Origin of the sequence: Rhodococcus sp. KRD175 (genome assembly GCF_017168275.1) — a bacterium.
In the GTDB taxonomy this organism is placed as follows: domain Bacteria; phylum Actinomycetota; class Actinomycetes; order Mycobacteriales; family Mycobacteriaceae; genus Rhodococcoides; species Rhodococcoides fascians.
The window spans coordinates 149,254-170,906 of sequence record NZ_JABFAQ010000005.1 but is presented as its reverse complement, the minus strand read 5'-3'; the positions used below and the strand labels follow the sequence as shown (position 1 = coordinate 170,906).

Here is a 21,653-nt window from a genome sequence, read left to right as displayed (position 1 = left end):
TTCGATCGAATCCAATACGACACACGGTAGGACCGGTTCGGCAAGCGTCGGTCCGACGGTCTACGATTCGAGTAGCGCACGACTAGTGACGTCGCCTCGTGATTCGGGGTCGGACGCGCAATCAGGAGGATCTGTGACTGCCCTAGCGCCTAGGCCCGCTCCCGCGGTGGATGCTGCTCGGCCTTTCCCGCCGCGGATGGGACCGAAGGGTTCGTTCATCCACAAGGCGGTGACCACAACCGATCCCAAGGTTCTCGGGATCATGTACATCGCGACGTCGTTCGCCTTCTTCCTCGTCGGTGGACTGATGGCGCTGTTGATGCGCGCCGAGTTGGCCGTGCCGGGGATGCAGTTCCTGTCCAACGAGCAGTACAACCAGCTGTTCACGATGCACGGCACCATCATGTTGCTGCTGTACGCAACGCCGATCGTGTTCGGCTTCGCCAACTACATTCTTCCGCTGCAGATCGGCGCGCCGGACGTGGCGTTCCCGCGTCTCAACGCGTTCTCCTACTGGCTGTACCTGTTCGGTGCGCTGATCACCACGGCCGGCTTCATCACCCCGGGCGGCGCAGCCGACTTCGGATGGACGGCGTACACGCCGCTCACCTCTGCTCTGCACTCGCCCGGTGTCGGTGCCGACCTGTGGATCATGGGCCTCGCCGTCGCCGGTCTGGGAACCATCCTCGGTGGCGTCAACATGATCACCACGGTGATTTGCCTCCGCGCCCCCGGTATGACGATGTTCCGGATGCCCATCTTCACCTGGAACATCCTGGTCACGTCGATTCTGATCCTGCTGGCGTTCCCGCTGCTGACCGCCGCACTGCTCGGCCTTGCCGCCGACCGCCACCTGGGCGCGCATCTCTTCGACCCGGCAACGGGCGGAGTGCTGCTGTGGCAGCACCTGTTCTGGTTCTTCGGGCACCCCGAGGTCTACATCATCGCGTTGCCGTTCTTCGGAATCGTGTCCGAGGTGTTCCCGGTGTTCTCCCGCAAGCCGATCTTCGGTTACTCGGGTCTGATCTACGCGACGATCGCCATCGCCGCACTGTCGATCGCCGTGTGGGCCCACCACATGTACGCCACCGGCGCGGTACTGCTGCCGTTCTTCTCGTTCATGACATTCCTCATCGCTGTTCCGACCGGTGTGAAGATCTTCAACTGGGTCGGCACGATGTGGCGCGGACAGGTCACGCTGGAAACGCCGATGCTGTTCTCGATCGGCTTCCTGATCACGTTCGTGTTCGGCGGGCTGACCGGTGTGCTGCTGGCTTCGCCTCCCATCGACTTCCAGGTCACCGACACGTACTTCGTCGTCGCCCACTTCCACTACGTGGTGTTCGGCACCGTGGTGTTCGCGACGTACGCAGGCATCTACTTCTGGTTCCCGAAGATGACGGGCCGGATGATGGACGAGGCTCTGGGCAAGTGGCACTTCTGGCTGACGTTCTTCGGATTCCATGCCACATTCCTGGTGCAGCACTGGCTCGGTAACGAAGGCATGCCGCGTCGCTACGCCGACTACCTGCCGTCCGACGGGTTCACCGAACTGAACATCATCTCGACCATCGGTGCTTTCATCCTCGGTGCCTCCACGCTGCCGTTCGTCTGGAACGTGTTCAAGTCGTACCGATACGGTGAGGTCGTCACCGTCGACGATCCTTGGGGTTACGGAAACTCGCTGGAGTGGGCCACCTCGTGCCCGCCCCCGAGGCACAACTTCACCGAGCTGCCCCGGATCCGTTCCGAACGACCGGCGTTCGAGCTGCACTACCCGCACATGGTCGAGCGGATGCGGTCCGAAGCGCACGTCGGTCCGGGTGCTCACGGTGGCAAGACCACCGCGGTACTCGAACAAGCCCGCCGGGCTCCGATCGCTACCAGCGATCACGAAGGTTCGGGCGACCCGGATCCCCGGTAGTCCACAGCACAGCGAGAGCCCCTCCCGGCTACCGGGCGGGGCTCTTCGCTTGCGACAATCTTTCCTGCGCGTCCCGGCCCGTTCGGCGGCAGTCGCGGGACACGAGCAGGGCACACCAGTAATGGGGGGACAGTGCGAAAGGGAGATTCGGTGAGATCGAGCGACACTGCGGTGTTGGTAACGGTGACGGGACCCGACAAGCCAGGTGTCACATCGGTGCTGTTCGCGGCCCTGTCACGGCACGACGTCAGCCTGCTCGACGTGGAGCAGGTGGTCATCCGCAACAGGCTGACCCTCGGTGTGTTGCTGACCTGTCCACGCGATCCCGAGGCGCTCCAGGAAGAACTCGAAGACGCGATGGCCACCGTGGGCGTCCATGTCGATGTCGAGATCGACGCGGCACAGAACGGTGGACGCACGTTGGCCACGCATGTCGTCGTCGTGCTCGGCCGTCCGGTCACTGCTCGAGCGTTCAGCACCATCTCGAGAGAATTGGCCCGGCAGGGGACCAACATCGATTCCATCCGTGGGATCGCGGACTACCCGGTGACGGGCCTCGAACTTCAAGTCACCGCCACCGACACCTCGCCTGAGGCAGACCTCCAGCTACGCACCGGCCTCGCCGCGATCGCAGCGGGAATCGGCGTCGACATCGCGGTGGAACGAGCCGGCATCGCACGGAGGTCGAAACGACTCATCGTGTTCGACGTGGACTCGACGTTGGTCCAGGGCGAGGTCATCGAGATGCTTGCCGCCCGGGCCGGGCGCGAAGACGAGGTACGTGCCGTCACCGAGGCGGCGATGCGGGGGGAGATCGACTTCGCCGAGTCGTTGGAACAGCGTGTCGCCGCGCTGGCCGGCCTCGACGCATCCGTCATCGACGACGTCGCCGACAGCTTGGAGCTGACGGCAGGGGCTCGAACGACCATTCGGACGCTTCGGCGTCTTGGATTCGCCTGCGGTGTCGTATCGGGTGGGTTCCGCCAGGTGATCGAGGGATTGGCTCACGAACTCGAACTCGACTATGTGAAGGCCAACACACTCGAGATCGTCGACGGGAAGTTGACCGGTCGCGTCATCGGCGACGTCGTCGACCGTGCTGCGAAGGCGACCGCACTGCGGGAGTTCGCCGCCCAAGCCGGAGTGCCGATGGAGCAGACGGTCGCGGTCGGCGACGGTGCCAACGACATCGACATGCTCACCGCGGCCGGGCTCGGCGTTGCGTTCAACGCCAAGCCCGCGCTACGCGAGATCGCCGATACTGCGATCTCACACCCGTACTTGGACGCCGTCCTGTTCATTCTCGGGGTCACCCGAAACGAGATCGAAGCCGCGGATGCCGTCGACGGGGGAGTCCGCCGCGTCCCGATCCCATGACCGACGCCCCCGCCGTCGGCGACTCCGTCGATCGGGACCGTGCCGGGTCGACGTCCGATACGGCTGAACCCGAGCAGTTCTCGGACGCCAACACGTTCGCCTCGCGTCACGCCGAATTGGCCCGCGGCTACGGCGGTGCCGACGATCCCGAGGACCCGTCGGAGGTTCTGGCGATGCCCATGGTGCTGCACATACCCAAGGCCGATCCGCCGGTGCGCAACGACCTACTCGAAGCCGCCGCCCGCGCCGTCGTGGCACTGTGCCTCGACCCACGGGTCGGTGTCGACGCCTCGTGGCACGAGCCTTTCGTTGCGTGGACCTCGGCGCGGATCAGGAAGGTGGCCCGCCGTGCCCGCGGCGCGCAATGGACTGCGGCGCAGGAAGTTCCGGGTGTCACGGTCGAGGTCGGGAACGCTTCGGCCCGTGCTTTCGTGCCGGGCCGCGTCGGCGATCTGGATCCGCGCATCAAGCGTCTTCAGATCGGCGGCACCGACGTGCCGGCCGAAGAAGAATCACCGCCGAGCGCCGGTCCGGTGCTGTGGATCGACGCGTCCCTGTCGATGACGGTGGGCAAGGCCGCGGCGCAGGTGGGTCATGCGTCGATGTTGCTGGCCGGTGCGATGAGCCTCGACGACTGTCGAGCCTGGGCCGATTCCGGTTTCGCCTGTTCGGTTCGATCGGCGGATCCGGAGCAGTGGACTCACGCGCTGGACGAGGTCCGCGCGGGTCGCGCCGTCGCAGTTCGAGATGCTGGTTTCACCGAAGTGGCTCCCGGTTCGACGACCGTGATCGCTGTCCGGACATAACACAGCATCGGTCGGGGGTCCACTGTCGCATAACTGGCTATCGAACGAGGTATCCAGCGGCCGGACACTGAAACCATGCCTTTCTCACCGCCACTCGTCGCCGGCCGTCGTCTCCCGTCTCGCCTGACGGCGCTCTACGTCGGGCTGTGGCTGTACGGCGCGTCCATGTCGCTGATGATCGCCGGTGGGCTCGGCGTCAACCCCTGGGATGTGTTCCACCAAGGTCTGTCGCGGCACCTGTCGCTCAGCTTCGGAACCATCACTGCCATCACCGGCGTGGCGGTGCTCCTGATGTGGATACCGCTGCGGCAGCGTCCGGGTTTGGGGACCGTGAGCAACGTGATCGTCATCGCTGTCGCCGTGGATACGACGTCGGCGATTCTGCCCCATCTGGACGGGCCGATCGTTCGGACACTGGCAATGGTGTCGGGCATCGTCGTCAATGCCTTCGCCACGGCGCTCTACATCGGTGCGGGAATGGGCCCGGGCCCCCGAGACGGTTTGATGACCGGGTTGGTGGCGCGCACCGGATGGTCGATTCGCCTCACTCGCACGGGAATCGAACTGACAGTGGTACTCACCGGCTGGCTGCTCGGCGGAACTCTCGGTGTGGGTACGGTGCTCTACGCGCTCGGGGTAGGACCGCTCGTGCAGCTGTTCATGACTCACCTACCGGCGCTGCGGAACACGAGAACGGTGGAGCCGGTCACCGAAATCTTCGAACCTGCCTCGAGTGCAGTGGTATCGGGTGGGACGCCGTCCACGCGAGAGGAATCGAGGACGGGCACGAATCGAGACGACGACCAACTGGGGCATGCCAGCGTGATTTCGGCGGAACCGCCGGAATGCAAGATCAGCAACGAACTCGCGTCGTCCACCTGCCCGCCGTCGGAGGCGTAGGAACGCACGTCGGACCCGTCGACCCAGGCGGAGATCGTGCGCACCGAATCGTCGTTCCATCTGTCGTGATCGAATTCGATTCCGGCGGAATCGAACCAGACGAGGTCCGGTCGACCGGTCGGCGTCGCCCGGCCGGTGAAGAACTCCTGCTGACGCAGTGTCGGGGCGCTCGCACGTACGCGCAGCAGGCGCGCCACGAATCGAATCAGGTTCTGATCCGCGCTGTCCCAGTCGACTGCCCAGGCGTCGGATGCCGGTGCATCGTGAGATACGCAGTACGCGTTGTTGTTGCCGCCCTGGCTGTGGCCGAGTTCGTCACCTGCGAGCAGCATCGGTGTTCCGGTCGACAGCGTCAGGGTGGCAAGCAGAGCACGGACGTGTCGCCCACGGTCGTCGAGGACGGAGGGATCGTCGGTCGGACCCTCGACGCCGTAGTTGACCGAGGAGTTGTTGTCGGTGCCGTCTCTGTTCTCTTCGCCGTTGGCTTCGTTGTGCTTTCGTTCGTACGAGACCAGGTCGTGTGCGGTGAATCCGTCGTGTGCGGTGACGAAATTGATCGACGCCCACGGCAGTCGACCGCTGCCGGCATAGAGGTCCTCGGAACCGGCCAGGCGGGAAGCCAATTCGCGCACTCCGTGATGGCCTGCCCAGAATCCTCGCACGGTATCTCGGTAGCGGTCGTTCCACTCGGACCACATGACCCCGAAGTTGCCCACCTGATATCCGGCACCGGTCGCATCCCAGGGTTCGGCGATCAACTTGACGCCCGACAGCACCGGATCGGTACCGATCGCCGTCAACAGCGGTGCACGAGAATCGAATCGCCAACCGCCCGGTCGGCCGAGCGTACTGGCCAGGTCGAATCGGAATCCGTCCACGCCCATGTCCTGCACCCAGTACCGCAGGCTGTCGCACACCATGCGGACCACGGCGGGAGACGCCGAATCGAGTGTGTTGCCGCAACCGGTCAGGTCGACGTCGGATCCGCGACCGTCGAGCAGGTAGTACCCCGGCGCGTCGAGACCCCGCCAACTGATCGACGGCCCGTCGACCGCGGATTCGCACGTGTGGTTGTAAACCACGTCGAGAATCACTTCGATCCCTGCGCTGTGCAAGGCGTCGACCATCGTCCGGAACTCGTCCACTTCGTTGCCTCGTACGGCGGCGAAACGCGGATCGGGAGCGAAATACGCGCCCGTGGAGTAGCCCCAATGGTTTCGCATCCCTCGAGCGCGTACCCCGGGTTCGGTGAACGTGGTGTGGACCGGCAGCAATTCGACCGACGTGATGCCCGTTCGAGCCAGGTGTTCGAGTACGGCCGGTTGCGCGAGCCCGAGGTAGGTGCCACGAAGGTGTTCGGGTACGCCGTTGTGGCGCGCGGTGAACGACCCGACGTGCAATTCGTAGAGCACGGTTCTGTCCCAGGGAACGGCAGGCCTCACCGGTCGGTCGCCGTTGTCCGACGGTCCGCGGACGACGCCGAGCGGGAGGTGGCCGAGGGAATCGCGACTGCTGGGGGCTCCGAACGGGTCGTCCTCGTAGGCCAACAGGGCCGCGGGATCCCCGAAGTCACCGGACACCTGGCGGGCGGACGGGTCGAGCAGGATCTTGGCCCCGTTGAATCGTCGGCCCGAGTGGGGATCCCAGGTGCCGTGCGCGCGAAAGCCGTACCGCACGCCTGGCCCGACGTCGGGGACGAAGGCATGCCTGATGCCGAAGGTCCGGTTGGTCAACTCCATGCGCCGCTCGCCGCCGTCCGGGTCGATCAGACATACCTCGACGCCATCCGCACCGGGAGCGTGGACTGCGAATTGCGTACCAGTGGGGTGCGCAGTGGCACCCAGGGGGAACGGCTGCCCGGGCGGGTTCACGCGAGTGACCCCGTCGACAGGACGGCGGGAGGTGCGAGGTACATCGTCAATGGGCGACACGCGTGCACATCCTGCCGTGTCTGCGCGGGGAGTGTGCGGGAGGATAGGAGCCGTGTCTGAACCGGATCCCGACCTGCTCGTAGATTTCACCGATGTCGTAGTCCGCCGAGGTGGCGTGACGTTGGTGGGTCCCGTCACCTGGAAGGTGGAACTGGACGAACGGTGGGTCGTACTCGGGCCCAACGGTGCAGGGAAGACGTCGCTGCTCCGTATCGCTGCCGCCGAGATCCATCCCACGTCCGGTGTCGCTCACGTCCTCGGTGAGGTGATGGGCAGAACCGATGTCTCGGAACTGCGTCCTCGAATCGGCTTGTCGTCGTCCTCGTTGGCGCACCGAATTCCTGCCGACGAACTGGTCTCCGATCTGGTCGTATCCGCCGGCTACTCCGTGCTGGGGCGCTGGCGGGAGAAGTACGACGCGATCGACACCGAACGGGCCGTCGAGATGCTCGAGAGCCTCGGGGCCGAGCATCTGGCGACGCGGACCTACGGCACCCTGTCGGAGGGTGAGCGCAAGCGTGTACTGATCGCCCGTGCCCTGATGACCGATCCCGAACTGCTGTTGCTGGACGAGCCCGCTGCCGGCCTCGATCTCGGTGGCCGCGAGGAACTGGTAGCCCGGTTGGCCGATCTGGCTGCCGACCCCGACGCTCCCGCGACGGTGCTGATCACCCACCACGTGGAAGAAATCCCGCCCGGCTTCAGCCACGCACTGCTCCTCAAGGAGGGCGGCGTGGTTGCGCAAGGCCTGGTCGACGACGTCATCACGGCGGAGAACCTGACCGAGGCATTCAGCCAGTCGATCACCCTCGATCGCGTCGACGGTCGCTACTTCGCGCGGCGCACGCGCGCTGCCGGGGCGCACCGCCGCTAGAGCGGACCCCGTGCTCGGGCGCACCGGCTCAGCGGTACGTTGCGGAGATGAGCTCGAGCACCGCCGCCGATCCCGTTCCAGCACGTGATGCGTCGACCGTCATCCTGATCCGTGACGGCCGATCACAACCCGGCATCGAGGTGTTCCTTCTCGAACGCGTCGGCGGGATGGCGTTCGCGGGCGGCATGACGGTATTTCCCGGTGGCGGTGTGGATCCGTCGGATGCGGCCGCGGACATCGAGTGGGCAGGTCCGCCGCCGTCGTGGTGGGCCGACCGGTTCGGTACCGACGAGGGGAAGGCGCAGGCGCTGGTGTGCGCAGCGGCACGCGAGACGTTCGAGGAGTGTGGCGTGTTGTTGGCCGGTCCGACGGCGGATTCGGTGGTCGCCGACACCGCCCCGTTCTCTGCGGAACGCGGTCGACTGGAACGCCGGGAGCTGTCGTTCGCCCAGTTTCTCGCCGACCACGATCTGGTTCTGCGAGCAGATCTGCTGCGGCCGTGGTCGCACTGGATCACCCCGATCGGTGAAGCCCGACGGTACGACACGAGGTTCTTCGTTGCCGTGCTCCCCGAGGGGCAGAATGCCGACGGGGAGACCAGCGAGGCGGCGTCGGTGAGCTGGCGTTCGGCCGAGGACGCGTTGACGGACTGGCGTTCGGGGACCACCGTCCTGCTGCCACCGACGTGGAGCCAGCTCGATGCGCTCGGCCGATTCGACACGGTGGCCGACGTTCTCGATCACGAGCAGACGATCGCGACGGTCCTGCCCGTCCTGACCCGGGAGAACGGCACCGTCCGAGTGGAGTTCGACGGCGAGGACGCGTACTACGCGGGCACGGTCCATCCCTGGTCGGATCGCTGAACTCGGGCGCGGTAGCCTTCGGCCATGGCTGAGTTCGTGACTCTCGAAGTATCCGACGGTATCGGCACCATTCGCTTGGATCGCCCACCGATGAACGCGCTCAATCGTCAGGTGCAGGAGGAGATCCGGGCTGCGGCACGCGAAGCCACCGTGAACTCCGACGTCAGAGCGGTCATCGTCTACGGCGGCGAAAAGGTGTTCGCGGCCGGTGCCGACATCAAGGAAATGGCGGCAATGTCCGTCGTCGAGATGACCGATATCGCGGCGGAACTGCAGTCCGCCCTCGGCTCGCTCAGCACGATTCCCAAACCGGTCGTGGCCGCAGTGACCGGATACGCACTGGGCGGTGGACTCGAGGTCGCGCTCGGCGCAGACCGACGCATCGCCGGAGACAATGCCAAGCTCGGCGTTCCCGAGGTGCTGCTCGGAGTCATTCCCGGGGGCGGCGGCACGCAGCGCCTGGCCCGTCTGATCGGGCCCAGTCGCGCCAAGGACATGGTCTTCACCGGCCGTTTCGTCGGAGCCGAGGAGGCCCTGCGCATCGGTTTGGTGGACGAGGTGGTTGCGCCGGACGAGGTGTACAACGCGGCACGCGCATGGGCGGGGCAGTTCACGACCGGAGCGTCACGCGCTCTGGCTGCGGCCAAGGCGTCCATAGATCAGGGGTTGGACGTCGACCTGACCAACGGACTGCGCGTCGAGGCACAGCAGTTCGCGGCCCTGTTCGCCACCGAGGACCGCACCGTCGGGATGGAATCCTTCATCGCGAACGGACCGGGTAAGGCCGCTTTCACCGGGCGTTGAGCATCGAGGTCGGTGGACGAACTTGTTCCATGGCTACCGGATAGTAGGCTCGCCTCATGACTGCAAGCCCCCACGACGGTGCGAATCGACCGACTGCTTCTGTGACGCCTCTCGTCTCGGCCGAGGCGCGAGACCGCGAGGTCGATCCGGCACCGAATCCGCACGCCACGGCCGAGCAGGTCGAGGCAGCGCGGTCGGACACCAAACTGGCGCAGGTGCTCTACCACGACTGGGAAGCCGAGACCTACGACGACAAGTGGTCGATCTCCTACGACGAGCGCTGCATCGATTACGCCCGAGGCAGGTTCGATCAGGCGGTGTCCGGTGACGCATCGGCCCGAGCGGCTCTGCCGTACGGTCGTGCGCTCGAATTGGGTTGTGGCACAGGTTTCTTCTTGCTCAACCTGATGCAGGCCGGGATTGCCGACAAGGGCTCGGTCACCGACCTCTCACCCGGAATGGTCAAGGTCGCGCTGCGCAACGCCGAGCACCTCGGACTCGATGTGGACGGCCGGGTGGCCGACGCAGAAACGATTCCGTACGACGACGACACCTTCGATCTGGTGGTCGGTCACGCCGTGCTTCACCACATCCCGGACGTCGAGCAGTCTCTTCGAGAAGTTCTGCGCGTTCTCAAGCCGGGTGGACGCTTCGTCTTCGCAGGCGAGCCGACCACGGTGGGCAACTTCTACGCTCGCTGGCTGGGCCGTATCACCTGGGAAGCGACCACTCGTGCCACCAAGCTGCCGTTCCTGGCGGACTGGCGCAAACCACAGGAAGAACTCGACGAGTCCTCGCGAGCTGCAGCACTCGAGGCCGTCGTGGACCTGCACACGTTCGATCCGACCGACCTCGAGAACATCGCGTTGTCGGCAGGTGCCGAGGCCGTTCAGGCGAACACCGAAGAATTCGCTGCCGCTCTGCTCGGGTGGCCGGTGCGCACGTTCGAGGCTGCCGTTCCGGCAGGCAAGCTCGGCTGGAACTGGGCCAAGTTCGCGTTCAACGGGTGGAAGACACTGAGCTGGGTCGACGAGAAGGTCTTGCAGCACGTGGTACCGCGAGGCATGTTCTACAACGTGATGATCACCGGAACCAAGCCCGCGCCCCGCGCTTGATTCGTTCCACCACCGTCGGCCGTACGGCCGACGCTGCATCGATCGGTCCCAACCGTGGGCTATGACTTCACCGGCACCGACCTCGACTTCCTGCGAAGCGAGGCCGGTGCCGAGGCACTCGGTGCAGTCGACCGACTCGAGCTCGACGCGCGAACTTCGCTGCGCGATATCGCCTCGGTACGTGCCCGCTACCCCGAGCACGTTGCGGCCCTCGTCGAGACGGTGACGGTGCGGCGGAAAGCGCGGGCGAAGCTGCTGGGGTCCGACGGCTGGCTCGTCACCGACGACGCGGTGCAGCAGGCGACGCCGACGATCGTCGCTCGCAGGCGCGCGGACCGCCTGGCCGGACGGCGGGTGCACGATGTCACCTGCTCCATCGGCAGCGAGCTGGCGGCGTTGGTCGACACGACCGAACTTGCGGTGGGAAGTGACCTGGACCCGATTCGGGTGCGCATGGCTGCCCACAACGTGCCCTCCGCGACGGTGCTGCGCGCCGACGCACTGACCCCGACGACACGGGGGACCGTGATCGTGGCCGATCCCGGACGACGCGTCGGTGGTCGTCGACGGCACGATCCCGCAGCGCTCGAACCTCCGTTGCCGGATCTCCTCGACGCGTATCGGGGGCGAGATCTGGTCGTCAAATGCGCTCCCGGGCTGGATTTCGATGCCCTCGATTGGCCCGGTGAGATCGAGGTGGTCTCCCTCGACGGGGGAGTACGCGAGGCGTGCCTATGGTCGGAAGGTCTCGGCGACAGCGGAATTCGGCGACGTGCCGCGGTCCTGCGATCCGACGGAAGTGCGCTCGAGATCACCGACGCCGAGTCGGACGAGATTCCCCTTCGGCCGCCCGGTGAATACATCGTGGATCCGGACGGTGCGGTCGTGCGGGCCGGACTGGTGCGGCACTACGGTGCCAAATTCGGCCTCTGGCAATTGGATCAGAGGATCGCGTACCTGACTGGCGACGCCGTACCCGTCGGAGTGCGTGGTTTCCGAATCCTCGAGCAGTCGAAGTTCTCGGAGAAAGTGCTTCGGCAGCAACTGAATCGACTGGGGTGTGGCGCGGTGGAGATCCTGGTGCGCGGAGTCGACGTGGATCCCGCGTTGCTCAGGCCCAAACTCAAGCTGCGGGGCCGGGTCTCGCTGTCGGTCGTCATCACTCGCATCGAGCGCTCGGCCGTGGCGTTCGTCTGCGAGCCGGGCGCGGTCCGTCAGCCGGTGTAGGTGAAGATCTCGCCCAGGTAGCTCGCCGTGACGACCTGCCCGTCGGGACCGACGGACGTGCCCACGGTGGTGCCGACGACATCGGGTAAGGGCTGCGAATCGATGCTGTCGCCCGTCGCCGCGTCGAACGTGAGCAGAGCCAGCCCGTCGCCGTCGCGAACGACGGTGTGGCCGCGCCCGTCCGCGGATTGTGCTGCTGCCCCGGCCTGTTCGACGTCGTCGCGAACCCACACGCGCTCGGCCGAGTCGCCGTTGTCTCGAAGTCCCATCAGGGTGCCGTCGCCGCCGGCCGGGACGATGGTGCCGTCCGAGGCGATCGATGGACTGCCTCCGATTCCGAGTCCCGTGCCCTCGGTCCACTTCTGTTTCCCGTCCGAGGTGTCGAATGCGGTCAGTCGCCCGTCGACGTCGGCGATGTAGACCGTCGATCCGTCCTCGGAGAGCACCGGGCTCGATGCGACGCCGGCAGGGAGGAGGTCCGAGGACCACCGTTCGACGAGTCCAGGTGCGCCGTCGCGGGAGTACTGCAGCGAGACGAGTTGCGGCGCAATCGAACCCGGTCGCCACAGGGTCAGGTAGATGGCGTCGCTGGCGCGGTCCACCGCGGGCGCGGCAGGCACAGCGCATTCGGATTCACCCGAACTGCACTGGGCGAGTCCGGTGTCCATCGGCTCGAAGTCCGCATCGGGGTCGGTCAAGAAGTCCGGGGCCGGAACGAGATCGAGAATGGGTACTCGCAGTTGGCCGTTCTGGGAATCGAGGACACTGACCTGACCCATCTGGGTGATCGACAGCACGCTGCCGTCGCCCAAGAACTGGGCGGATTTCGGAACACCGTATACCGGTGTACGCCAACGTAATTGCCCGTGATCGTTGTACGAGTTCAGCCCGCCTTCGTCGCCGATGTAGACGTTGATCGCAGAATCGACGGTGGGGGTGGCGGTCACCACGGAAGGGCCGATCCGGTTGCACCAGCGTTTGCGGGCGGACTCGATCTCGAACGAGAACAGATTGCAACCCGATTCCGTTGCGGCAGTGACGAACATCTGACCGTTCGAGCCGATCGATACCGGTGACGTCACGGTGCCGCCGGTGGGTCGAGTCCAGTCCCGCGTCAGTGGAGCACCGACCGATACGTCCGTCGAGCCACTGTTGCGGAGGTTCGCGTGCGCCGCGGGCCAGGAGTCGGGCGAGAGCGGTTCGATGGCAGCAGGTTCCGTGCTGCACCCGGCAAGGGTCAACAGGACCGTCGCAGCCACTGCAGTCAGACCCTTGCCTGCTCCGGACGTCGAACCTGCACCGAACCCGACACGCATTCGAGCACTCCCCATGATGTCCGTTGTGCCCTTTCGATCGGCGGTCACTCGGCCTGCTGCGCCGATGCCCGGGCATCGGTCGAGAGACAACACTAGCCCGCTGACGGGTGCCGGCAGAGAGCGGGCGAGCGAGAAACTAGGGTGAACGTCCATGACGAGTATGTGGAACGCGCCGCTGCGAACACGCTGGCGCGGGTCGAGACGACGCGACAGCGAGCAGGCGCGGTTTCTCACGCGGGCGTCCCTCGACTGGGTGCTCGCCAACAAGGCCTACACCCCCTGGTACCTGGTTCGGTACTACCGTCTGGCCAAGTTCAAGCTCGCGAACCCGCACGTGATCCTGCGGGGCATGGTCTTCCTCGGCAAGAACGTCGAGATTCACTCCACCCCTGAACTGTCTCGCCTCGAGATCGGTCGGTGGGTCCACATCGGCGACGGCAATGCCATCCGGTGCCACGAGGGTTCGCTCCGCATCGGAGACAAAGTGGTGTTCGGCAAGGACAACGTCGTCAACACCTACCTCGACATCGAGATCGGCGCGTCGACGCTCGTGGCCGACTGGTGCTACATCTGCGATTTCGACCACCGGATGGACGACGTGAACATGCCCATCAAGGACCAGGGAATCGTCAAGGGCCCGGTACGAATCGGACCCGACACCTGGATCGCCGCCAAGGTGACGATCCTGCGGGAAACCAGAATCGGGCGAGGCTGCGTCCTCGGTGCCCATGCCGTCGTCAAGGGTGAGATTCCGGACTACAGCATCGCCGTCGGTGCCCCGGCCAAAGTCGTCCGCAATCGCAAGACGGCCTGGGAGGCCGGCGCAGCCGAGCGAGCGAAGTACATCGCGGCGCTGGAAGACATCGCGCGCAAGAAGGCTCTCGGTCAGGCCGAGGTGGCGCGGGAGAGCTGAGACCCATGTGAGTGGAACCTCGTAGTGGACTACGAGGTTCCGCTCACATGGGGTCAGCTGCGATCGGGCAGGGCGCGTTCGACGATGTGCGGGCGACCCAGCGGATGGCGAACCTTGCGCTTGGCTTCGAGGTACACCCGAGCCGTCGACTCCGCGACGTGCTTCCAGTCGAAGTCGACGGTGAGACGTTCCCGAGCGGCGACGGCTCTCTCCTGCGCCGCATCGGCGTTGTCCAACACCCGCCGCACCGCCGCCGTCAGCGCGGCCACATCACCCGGCGGAAAGGACAGCCCGGTGACGCCGTCGACGATCGCCTCGCCGAGTCCGCCGGCCGTCGATGCCACCAACGGAATGCCTGCTGCCGCGGCCTCGAGGGCGATGATGCCGAAGGGTTCGTACCGGCTGGGAAGGACGATGGCGTCGGCGCCGTGCAGCCATCCGAGCAGATCGGAGTGGTTCAGGTTGCCGAGGAACGACACCGACCTGGCGACGCGGTGGGTGCGTGCCAGACCTGCCAGCCACCCGAACTGAGTGCCTTCGCCGGCGATGTGCAGCGTGGTGCCGGGGTGACTTCGTCTGACGCGTGGCAGAGCGGCTATGGCGTCCTGGATGCCCTTCTCGTATTCCAGACGACCGACGAACAGCAATTTCGCGGGCTCGGAGCGGGGCTGTCGGCGTCGGAAACTCCACGCGGATCCGTCGATGCCGTTGTGAATGACCGAGACCGTCGACTCGGCGACGTCGAACAGGGCTGTGACCTCGTCCTTCATCGACGCCGAGCACGCGATGATCGCGTCGGAATCGTTCGCGAGCCACCATTCGATCGAATGGACCTGGCGGTTGACGGTGCCCGAGATCCAGCCGCTGTGGCGTCCGGCCTCGGTGGCATGGATGGTCGAGACCAGCGGCACGTCGTAGAACTCCGCCAGAGCGATGGCCGGGTGCGCGACCAGCCAGTCGTGGGCGTGGACGACATCGGGCTGCCAGCCGTCGCCGAGGCCGGGTTTACCGAGGGCGACCCCTGCCCGCACCATGGCGTGCCCCATCGCCAGAGTCCACGCGAGCATGTCCTCTCCGAACACGAAGTGCGCCGGATCCTCGGCGACGGCGACCACCAGTACGCCGTCCTCGATGTGGTGGGAGGTGGGATGGGTGGACGCGTCGGTGCCGGTGGGTCGGCGAGAGAGAACGACGACCTCGTGCCCGCAGCGCACCAGCTCGGTCGCCAGGTGATGAACGTGGCGACCCAGCCCGCCGACCACGACGGGTGGGTACTCCCACGACACCATCAGAACTCTCATCTACGCCCCCCCTGGGCCTTCTCGGCGTGCACCGGGCAGTCTGCGTGCGTCCAGCGCCGCGAACAGTCCGTCTGCGTGATTCCATTGCCGTGCCAATTCTTCGGCTCGGGCCGGGTGCTGCTGCGCGGCAGCGATTTCACGTAGCGCATGTGCGTGGACGTGAGCTCGCTCTCGGGCGTATCCGGCCGCGGAGTCCTTGCTGACCATGAACGCCCAGTCGCTGGCCACGGCCATGAGTGTCTCACGCAGAATCTGATCGTCGACTCGATTGCGCAGTTCGGGGCCACCCGCCCGGCTTCGGACGGCACGGGAGGCGTCGACGGCATCGAGCGCGGTCCGGGACACCTCGGCGTTGAGCTTCACCAGGTCGGCGACGTCGTCGCCCGCCCACACGCGCCAGTCCTTGCCCGATCCCCAGGAAGAATCCTGCAGTTCGAGTGGGGCTCCGACGTATCCCCGTTCCCGGGCATCGTTCAGCGTTCCGACGGTGACTCCCGCGGCGGGCAGGGCGCGCATCAACTTTTCGAGCCACTGTGGCCCCTCGTGCCACCAGTGTCCGAACAGTTCGGTGTCGAACGCGGCCACCACCACGGCATCGCGGCCGATCCGCTCGGATTCGGAGATCAAGCGCCGACGCACCACGTCGACGAAGTCGGCGACGTGACGATCCACTGCTGCCGTGGCACGCTCGGGTTCGTAGGGAGCCTTGTCGTTCGAGTCGACGGTGCGGCCGGTCACCCGGGCCGGTTTGAGTCCGGTCGCGTGGTCGTAGGTGTGGAAATCCCGGTAGGCACCGTGGCCCGGGTAGCCGGACTTCGGTGACCAGACGCGGTAGCTGACCGGGAGATCGCGCCCGAACGCGACGACGTCCGAATCCCACACGGGCCGGCCGAGGGAGGTGTCGCCCCGCATGGCGGGGCCGTCGACCATGAAGTGCGAGACGCCTGCGGCCGCGTATTCGGTTTCCATACCGGGGGTGAATCCGCATTCCGGTGCCCAGATGCCGCGGGGAGTGGTGCCCCATCGGGCGGCGGCGTCGCGTAGGCCCTCGCTCAGGGAGAACCGCCGCAGTCTTTCGTCGAGCAACGGTTGGAACGGGTGCGCGAGCGGCCCACCCAGCAGTTCGACGATGCCCGTGTCGATCAGCGGACGAAGTACTGCCGAGCCGCCGTGTCGCCATCGCGTCTCGAAGCGGTCCAGAGCTGCGGCGGATGCCCGGTGTTCACGTATCGAGAGCGCGGGGTCGGTTGCCTCGTGCGCGCGTAGCTGCCAGTTTCCGAGCCAATGGTGCATGCCGGCCAGGCAATGTGGATCGTCGAGCTGGGCCGCGAGTACCGGGGTGACGCCGAGCGAGAGGACGTCGGCGTAACCGTCGTCGGCCAGCCGTTCCAGTGCCGCGGTCAGTGGGAGGTAGCAGTCGGCCCAGGACTGGTACAGCCATTCCTCGCCGACGGGCCACCTGCCGTGATTGGCCAACCAGGGCAGGTGGGAGTGCAGCACGAGGGAGAACATGCCCGGCACGGTGGCACCGGATGTCACCCGATCACCGCAGCCGAGCTCTTTCGGGCGACGGCGACCAGGTCGAGGCTGTCGTCGATTCGATCGGCCGCGATGTCGAAGTCGGCGATGGTGATCGCGGCGACGTCCTCGGCGAGTTCGGCAGGCCAGGGTTCACCGGCGAGTGCTCGTTCGATCTGTGCGTCGATGAAGGATCCGCCGTGTTTGGCGTCGAGGGCGGCCAGCGTGCTGCCGTGCCGGACTCCGGTGAGCTCGGTGACCTCGAGGCGGGCGGCGACGAGCAACTCGGTCAGTTCTGCCGCGTCGAGTTCGCGGGTGTGGAAGGGGTTGAGGGGAGTGTCGCGTCCGGGCGAGAAGGTGATGCGGTTCGGTGTGCTGATCAACAGCGTGCCGCCGGGCTCGAGGACGCGGTGCACTTCGGCCAGGAACGCTCCTTGATCCCAGAGGTGTTCGATGACCTGGAAGTTGACGACGACGCCGACCGAGGAATCCGCGAACGGAAGGCGGTCGAGATTGCCGCGCACCATCGTCACCGCGGGGTAGCGCGCGTGGACGTGCGTCGCGGCCGAGACGTCGTAGTCGAGGCCGACGACGCAGGCCGCAACCTCGGCAATCATGTTGGCTCCGTAGCCTTCTCCCGATCCGGCTTCGAGCACCGTGCGGTCGCGGCACCGCTCTGCGAGGGCACGGTAGACCACCTCGTGACGGCGGAACCAGTAGTTCTCCTCGGCGATGCCGGGCACAGTCCGCTCGCCGGTGAGGGGGAGTGGTTCCGGTGCCGGTGTCCGAGCCGATGAATCGTTCACCGACGGAAGGTTAGTGCCTCCGGCGATGAGGTAAGCCAACGTGGTCTCCATAACAGTCGGGGTGCGGATGTATGGTCGACCGGGCAGGGAGGTAAGTTACCCACCAGTAACTACGGTGGGGTAACCTCGTAGCGGAACGTAGAACTGCACCAACCGTTCGACTTGCAGCAACCGTTAGAACACTCACGATCAGCAGAACATGACCAGGAGGTCGACGCAGACCCATGACGAACATCGTTGTTTTGATCAAGCAGGTTCCAGACACATGGTCCGAGCGCAAGCTCAGCGACGGTGACTACACCCTCGATCGCGAGGCTGCAGACGCCGTTCTCGACGAGATCAACGAGCGGGCCGTCGAAGAAGCCCTGCTCATCAAGGAAGCTCAGGGCGGTGAGGTCAAGGTTCTGTCCGCAGGCCCCGATCGCGCCACCGACGCGATCCGCAAGGCTCTGTCGATGGGCGCGGACAGCGCGGTACACCTCAACGACCCGAGCCTGCACGGCTCCGACGCCATCCAGACCGGGTACGCCCTGGCTGCGGCACTGGGCAACGTCGCGTTCGAGAACGACGAGCCTGCCGATCTCATCATCGCGGGTAACGAGGCCACCGACGGCCGCACCGGCGCAGTTCCGGCGATCATCGCCGAATACCTGCAGATCCCGGCCTTGACGCAGCTGCGCAAGCTGTCCGTCGCAGACGGCAAGGTCACCGGCGAGCGCGAGACCGACGAGGGCATCTTCGGACTCGAAGCCACGCTGCCCGCCATCGTGAGCGTCACCGAGAAGATCAACGAGCCGCGGTTCCCGTCGTTCAAGGGAATCATGGCCGCCAAGAAGAAGACGGTGCAGACCATCACTCTGGCCGACATCGGTGTCGAGGACGGCATCGTCGGCGTCGACAACGCCGGAACGACGGTCACCTCGTCCACCCCCAAGCCTCCCAAGACTGCCGGCGAGCGGCTCACCGACGAGGGCGACGGCGGCGACAAGATCGCCACCTACCTCGTAGGCCAGAAGATCATCTGATCCCGCCCCACCGAGCAATCGAAGACCAACGAGGAGCAAAGTCATGGCAGAAGTACTCGTGCTCGTGGAGCACGTCGAAGGAACACTGAAGAAGGTCAGCTCCGAGCTGATCACCGCGGCCCGCGCACTGGGTGAGCCGTCCGCGGTCGTCACCGGCCCGGTCGGTACCGCCGACAAGGTCGCCGACGCGTTGACCGAGGCCGGTGCCGAGAAGATCTACGTCGCCGAGTCCGACGACGTCGACGGTTTTCTCGTCACGCCGAAGGTCGACGTCCTGTCGTCCCTGGCCGAGTCGGTCTCGCCTGCGGCGATCATCACCGCAGCGACGATCGAGGGCAAGGAAGTTGCCGGCCGCCTCGCCGCCCGTCTGGGCTCGGGCTACCACAACGACGTCGTCGCTATCAACGGCGACGGCAGTGCCGTCTACTCCATCTTCGGTGGTGCGTTCACCGTCGAGGCCAAGGCCAACGGCGACGTCCCCGTCCTCTCGCTGCGCCCCGGCGCAGTCGAGGCAGAGCCGAAGGCCGGAGCGGGAACCCGCGAGACCGTCGACGTCCCGGCGCAGGAAGAGGGCACCGTCAAGGTCACCTCGCGTGACCCGATCGTCGGCGGCGACCGTCCGGAACTGACCGAAGCAACGGTCGTCGTCTCCGGTGGACGTGGCGTCGGCAGCGCCGACAAGTTCACCGTCGTCGAGGATCTGGCAGATTCGCTGGGTGCCGCAGTGGGTGCCTCGCGTGCCGCCGTGGACTCCGGTTACTACCCGGGCCAGTTCCAGGTGGGCCAGACGGGCAAGACCGTCTCCCCGCAGCTGTACGTTGCACTCGGCATTTCCGGAGCCATCCAGCACCGTGCCGGCATGCAGACCTCGAAGACCATCGTCGCGGTGAACAAGGACGAGGAAGCACCCATCTTCGAGATCGCCGACTACGGCATCGTCGGTGACCTGTTCAACGTCGCGCCTCAGCTGACCGAGGCCGTCAAGAAGCACAAGGGATAGCCTCTCGGCGAAAATCTCTGCTCGACGGGCCCTCATCGCGATTGCGGTGGGGGCCCGTCGCGTTTCGACGGGCGCAATCGTGTTCATGCAAACTCTTCCGACACTTCTCCTCGGCGATGCCCGGTAGTCTTCCCCGCTCGTTAGACACACCTCATGACCACTTCCGTCATGAGCTCGACCGCATCGATCGTCCCGGCCACCGACCGCTATTCGCTCGTGTTGTCCACCGACCCCGAACACCGACTCGCGGCGCAGCGCCTGCGCTACGACGTGTTCGCTTCCGAGCCCGGCTTTGCCATACCCGCCGACACGGACGGTCTGGACGCCGACCGGTTCGACGATTTCTGCGACCACCTTCTCGTTCGCGACCAGTGGACCGACACGTTCGTCGGTTGCTATCGCATGTTGCCGCCGCAGGCCGCGGTGTCGGCAGGCGGCTATTACACCGCAACCGAATTCGACATCTCCGCGCTCGATCCGGTCGGGATGAACATCGTCGAAATGGGCAGGGCTGCTGTGCATCCCGACCACCGATCGGGGTCGGTCCTCGGCCTGATGTGGGCGGGAATCCTGCACTACCTCGACGTGACGGGATACGAGTGGGTGATGGGTTGCGTGTCGGTTCCGATGCAATCGGCTCCCGGGGAAGCGGTCGGGGCCAACGTGCGTGGTGTTCGCGACCGGCTGTTGGATCGACACGCGACAGCGGTCGACAGGCGGGTCGTGCCCTACAACCCCGTGGTCGTCGACGGCGTCGATCTCCTCGACATTCCGGCGGCGAAGCGAGCGACCATGCCGCCGTTGATGAACGGTTACCTCCGGCTCGGTGCCTCCATCTGCGGTGAGCCCGCCCACGACCCGGAATTCGGAGTGGCGGATTTCGTCGCGCTCCTCGGCCTGCACGAGGCCAACACCAGGTATCTGGACCGTCTTCGTTCTGCAGCAACGACATTCGAGTCGGGTGCCCGATGACGCAACCCCTGGTTCGCGCACACGCCTGGATGCCGTCCTCGCCGTGCAGTGACGGGTGTCTGCCGAAGAATCCGCCGACGGTGCGTCGAATCGTCCTCGTTCTGCGCATCGTTGCGGCAATCGCGGCCTTCGCGCTGTTGCCGCTGTTGGTCGTCCTGGGGGTGCCCTTTCCCCGGGTTCGGCATGCATTGACGCGGCTGGGCGCTCGGATGCTGCTATCGGCCATCGGCATCGATCTCACCGTGCTCGATACACGCTCGGAGCGAGAGCGGTCGCGTACGGCAGGTGGTGCCCTGCACGTCTCCGGACACATTTCGTGGACCGACGTCGTCGTCCTCACGGCAGTGCGCCCGTCGACGTTCGTTGCCCGAGCCGATCTGGTGGACTGGCCGCTGCTCGGGCGACTGGCCCGGGCGATGAAGGTGCTTCCCATCGATCGCGCGCGACTGCGTGAGCTCCCGGCCGTTGTCGACCAGGTTGCCGACCGAATCCGCGCGGGCGCTTCGGTCGTGGTGTTCCCCGAGGCCACCACCTGGTGTGGGTTGGCCTACGGATCGCTTCGCCCGGCTCTGTTGCAGGCTGCCATCGATTCCGAGACGTGGGTGCAGCCCATCCGGCTGCGCTATCTCGATCGACACGGCGAACCGACCACCGCGACGTGCTTCGTCGGAGACGAGACGATCGGAGCGTCGATCGGCCGCATCTTCCGGCTCGCCGGACTGCGCGCCGAGGTCGAGTTCACCGCCCCGGAAGCGCCCGGCGGCGATCGACACGACCTCGCGCGGCGCTGCGAGGTGGCGATTCGACGCGACGACGGAGTGGAGCCTGCGGAACGACCCCGGAAGGACGTCTACGACCCGACGGTGCACGAAGTGATGGCCGAAGCCGAGCGAAGCCCCAGCGCGCCGACGGTTGCAGCCGCCTGATTCGCAGCTGACCCGGGCGACCGTGGACCCACCTCGCGCAGGTAGGTCCGCGGTC

At 66.0% G+C, this 21,653-nt stretch carries 18 protein-coding genes; 13 read left to right on the top strand and 5 right to left on the bottom strand.

The window, feature by feature from the left end:
- The first annotated feature begins 133 nt into the window (after positions 1-133).
- From ctaD to J1M81_RS08905, 3 genes are all read left to right on the top strand, one after another.
- Complete coding sequence (gene ctaD / locus J1M81_RS08915) at positions 134-1,924, top strand: cytochrome c oxidase subunit I (protein ID WP_027496609.1); 1,791 nt, start codon at positions 134-136, stop codon at positions 1,922-1,924.
- Positions 1,925-2,074: 150 nt separating this feature from the next.
- Positions 2,075-3,301 carry a phosphoserine phosphatase SerB gene (gene serB / locus J1M81_RS08910; protein WP_027496610.1) on the top strand — a complete coding sequence of 409 codons (1,227 nt, stop codon included), beginning with the start codon at positions 2,075-2,077 and terminating at the stop codon, positions 3,299-3,301.
- Positions 3,298-4,107 carry an aminoacyl-tRNA hydrolase gene (locus tag J1M81_RS08905; RefSeq protein WP_204879617.1) on the top strand — a complete coding sequence of 270 codons (810 nt, stop codon included), beginning with the start codon at positions 3,298-3,300 and terminating at the stop codon, positions 4,105-4,107. Before serB ends, J1M81_RS08905 begins: the two co-directional genes overlap by 4 nt.
- A gap of 665 nt (positions 4,108-4,772) precedes the next feature.
- Here J1M81_RS08905 and glgX read toward each other — a convergent pair.
- Positions 4,773-6,878, bottom strand: a complete 2,106-nt coding sequence (gene glgX / locus J1M81_RS08900) for a glycogen debranching protein GlgX (protein WP_308051243.1) — start codon at positions 6,876-6,878, stop codon at positions 4,773-4,775.
- 112 nt (positions 6,879-6,990) lie between these two features.
- Between glgX and J1M81_RS08895 the strand changes: the two genes are divergently transcribed.
- From J1M81_RS08895 to J1M81_RS08875, 5 genes are read left to right on the top strand one after another with little or no spacing between them, the layout of a single operon-like run.
- Positions 6,991-7,812 (top strand): ABC transporter ATP-binding protein, encoded by an 822-nt coding sequence (locus tag J1M81_RS08895; RefSeq protein WP_027496614.1) that lies wholly within the window; start codon positions 6,991-6,993, stop codon positions 7,810-7,812.
- Between the two features lie 47 nt (positions 7,813-7,859).
- Complete coding sequence (locus J1M81_RS08890; RefSeq protein ID WP_032390078.1) at positions 7,860-8,675, top strand: NUDIX domain-containing protein; 816 nt, start codon at positions 7,860-7,862, stop codon at positions 8,673-8,675.
- Positions 8,676-8,699: 24 nt separating this feature from the next.
- The gene (locus J1M81_RS08885) at positions 8,700-9,479 is read left to right on the top strand and encodes an enoyl-CoA hydratase/isomerase family protein (protein ID WP_032366354.1); all 780 of its coding nucleotides are present in this window, start codon (positions 8,700-8,702) and stop codon (positions 9,477-9,479) included.
- Between the two features lie 56 nt (positions 9,480-9,535).
- Entirely contained in the window at positions 9,536-10,594 is a 1,059-nt protein-coding gene (locus tag J1M81_RS08880; RefSeq protein WP_032370757.1) for a class I SAM-dependent methyltransferase, read from the top strand.
- A gap of 54 nt (positions 10,595-10,648) precedes the next feature.
- A complete protein-coding gene (locus tag J1M81_RS08875) occupies positions 10,649-11,821 on the top strand; it encodes a class I SAM-dependent methyltransferase (RefSeq protein ID WP_206497943.1) in 1,173 nt (390 codons plus the stop codon).
- Here the strand turns inward: J1M81_RS08875 and J1M81_RS08870 are convergent.
- Entirely contained in the window at positions 11,809-13,137 is a 1,329-nt protein-coding gene (locus J1M81_RS08870) for a PQQ-binding-like beta-propeller repeat protein (protein ID WP_052068886.1), read from the bottom strand. The genes J1M81_RS08875 and J1M81_RS08870 overlap by 13 nt on opposite strands.
- A 151-nt stretch (positions 13,138-13,288) precedes the next feature.
- On the opposite strand from J1M81_RS08870, the gene J1M81_RS08865 reads away from it, so the two are divergent.
- Positions 13,289-14,050: an acyltransferase gene (locus J1M81_RS08865; protein WP_206497942.1), complete on the top strand. Its 762-nt coding sequence runs from the start codon at positions 13,289-13,291 to the stop codon at positions 14,048-14,050.
- Positions 14,051-14,103: 53 nt separating this feature from the next.
- Here the strand turns inward: J1M81_RS08865 and J1M81_RS08860 are convergent, their stop codons facing one another.
- The 3 genes from J1M81_RS08860 to J1M81_RS08850 are packed head-to-tail and all read right to left on the bottom strand — an operon-like array spanning position 14,104 to position 17,726.
- Positions 14,104-15,351 (bottom strand): glycosyltransferase family 4 protein, encoded by a 1,248-nt coding sequence (locus J1M81_RS08860; RefSeq protein ID WP_032372654.1) that lies wholly within the window; start codon positions 15,349-15,351, stop codon positions 14,104-14,106.
- Entirely contained in the window at positions 15,352-16,863 is a 1,512-nt protein-coding gene (locus tag J1M81_RS08855; RefSeq protein WP_052061558.1) for a glycoside hydrolase family 57 protein, read from the bottom strand.
- 23 nt (positions 16,864-16,886) lie between these two features.
- Complete coding sequence (locus J1M81_RS08850; protein WP_032366359.1) at positions 16,887-17,726, bottom strand: bifunctional 2-polyprenyl-6-hydroxyphenol methylase/3-demethylubiquinol 3-O-methyltransferase UbiG; 840 nt, start codon at positions 17,724-17,726, stop codon at positions 16,887-16,889.
- Between the two features lie 173 nt (positions 17,727-17,899).
- Between J1M81_RS08850 and J1M81_RS08845 the strand changes: the two genes are divergently transcribed.
- From J1M81_RS08845 to J1M81_RS08830, 4 genes are all read left to right on the top strand, one after another.
- Positions 17,900-18,700, top strand: a complete 801-nt coding sequence (locus J1M81_RS08845) for an electron transfer flavoprotein subunit beta/FixA family protein (protein WP_027496624.1) — start codon at positions 17,900-17,902, stop codon at positions 18,698-18,700.
- Between the two features lie 43 nt (positions 18,701-18,743).
- On the top strand, positions 18,744-19,700 hold the full coding sequence (locus J1M81_RS08840; protein WP_032370761.1) for an electron transfer flavoprotein subunit alpha/FixB family protein: 957 nt from the start codon (positions 18,744-18,746) through the stop codon (positions 19,698-19,700).
- Between the two features lie 153 nt (positions 19,701-19,853).
- Positions 19,854-20,672, top strand: coding sequence for a GNAT family N-acetyltransferase (locus J1M81_RS08835; protein ID WP_206497941.1), 819 nt, complete (start codon positions 19,854-19,856; stop codon positions 20,670-20,672).
- Positions 20,669-21,598 carry a 1-acyl-sn-glycerol-3-phosphate acyltransferase gene (locus J1M81_RS08830; protein WP_206497940.1) on the top strand — a complete coding sequence of 310 codons (930 nt, stop codon included), beginning with the start codon at positions 20,669-20,671 and terminating at the stop codon, positions 21,596-21,598. The genes J1M81_RS08835 and J1M81_RS08830 overlap by 4 nt, the downstream gene beginning before the upstream one ends.
- Positions 21,599-21,653: the final 55 nt, after the last annotated feature.

Coding starts and splice junctions, on each gene's coding strand:
- J1M81_RS08905 (WP_204879617.1), top strand. CDS start 3,298: ATGACCGACGCCCCCGCCGTCGGCGACTCCGTCGATCGGGACCGTGCC.
- J1M81_RS08890 (WP_032390078.1), top strand. CDS start 7,860: ATGAGCTCGAGCACCGCCGCCGATCCCGTTCCAGCACGTGATGCGTCG.
- J1M81_RS08885 (WP_032366354.1), top strand. CDS start 8,700: ATGGCTGAGTTCGTGACTCTCGAAGTATCCGACGGTATCGGCACCATT.
- J1M81_RS08880 (WP_032370757.1), top strand. CDS start 9,536: ATGACTGCAAGCCCCCACGACGGTGCGAATCGACCGACTGCTTCTGTG.
- J1M81_RS08870 (WP_052068886.1), bottom strand. CDS start 13,137: ATGCGTGTCGGGTTCGGTGCAGGTTCGACGTCCGGAGCAGGCAAGGGT.
- J1M81_RS08865 (WP_206497942.1), top strand. CDS start 13,289: ATGACGAGTATGTGGAACGCGCCGCTGCGAACACGCTGGCGCGGGTCG.
- J1M81_RS08860 (WP_032372654.1), bottom strand. CDS start 15,351: ATGAGAGTTCTGATGGTGTCGTGGGAGTACCCACCCGTCGTGGTCGGC.
- J1M81_RS08855 (WP_052061558.1), bottom strand. CDS start 16,863: ATGTTCTCCCTCGTGCTGCACTCCCACCTGCCCTGGTTGGCCAATCAC.
- J1M81_RS08850 (WP_032366359.1), bottom strand. CDS start 17,726: ATGGAGACCACGTTGGCTTACCTCATCGCCGGAGGCACTAACCTTCCG.
- J1M81_RS08845 (WP_027496624.1), top strand. CDS start 17,900: ATGACGAACATCGTTGTTTTGATCAAGCAGGTTCCAGACACATGGTCC.
- J1M81_RS08840 (WP_032370761.1), top strand. CDS start 18,744: ATGGCAGAAGTACTCGTGCTCGTGGAGCACGTCGAAGGAACACTGAAG.
- J1M81_RS08835 (WP_206497941.1), top strand. CDS start 19,854: ATGACCACTTCCGTCATGAGCTCGACCGCATCGATCGTCCCGGCCACC.
- J1M81_RS08830 (WP_206497940.1), top strand. CDS start 20,669: ATGACGCAACCCCTGGTTCGCGCACACGCCTGGATGCCGTCCTCGCCG.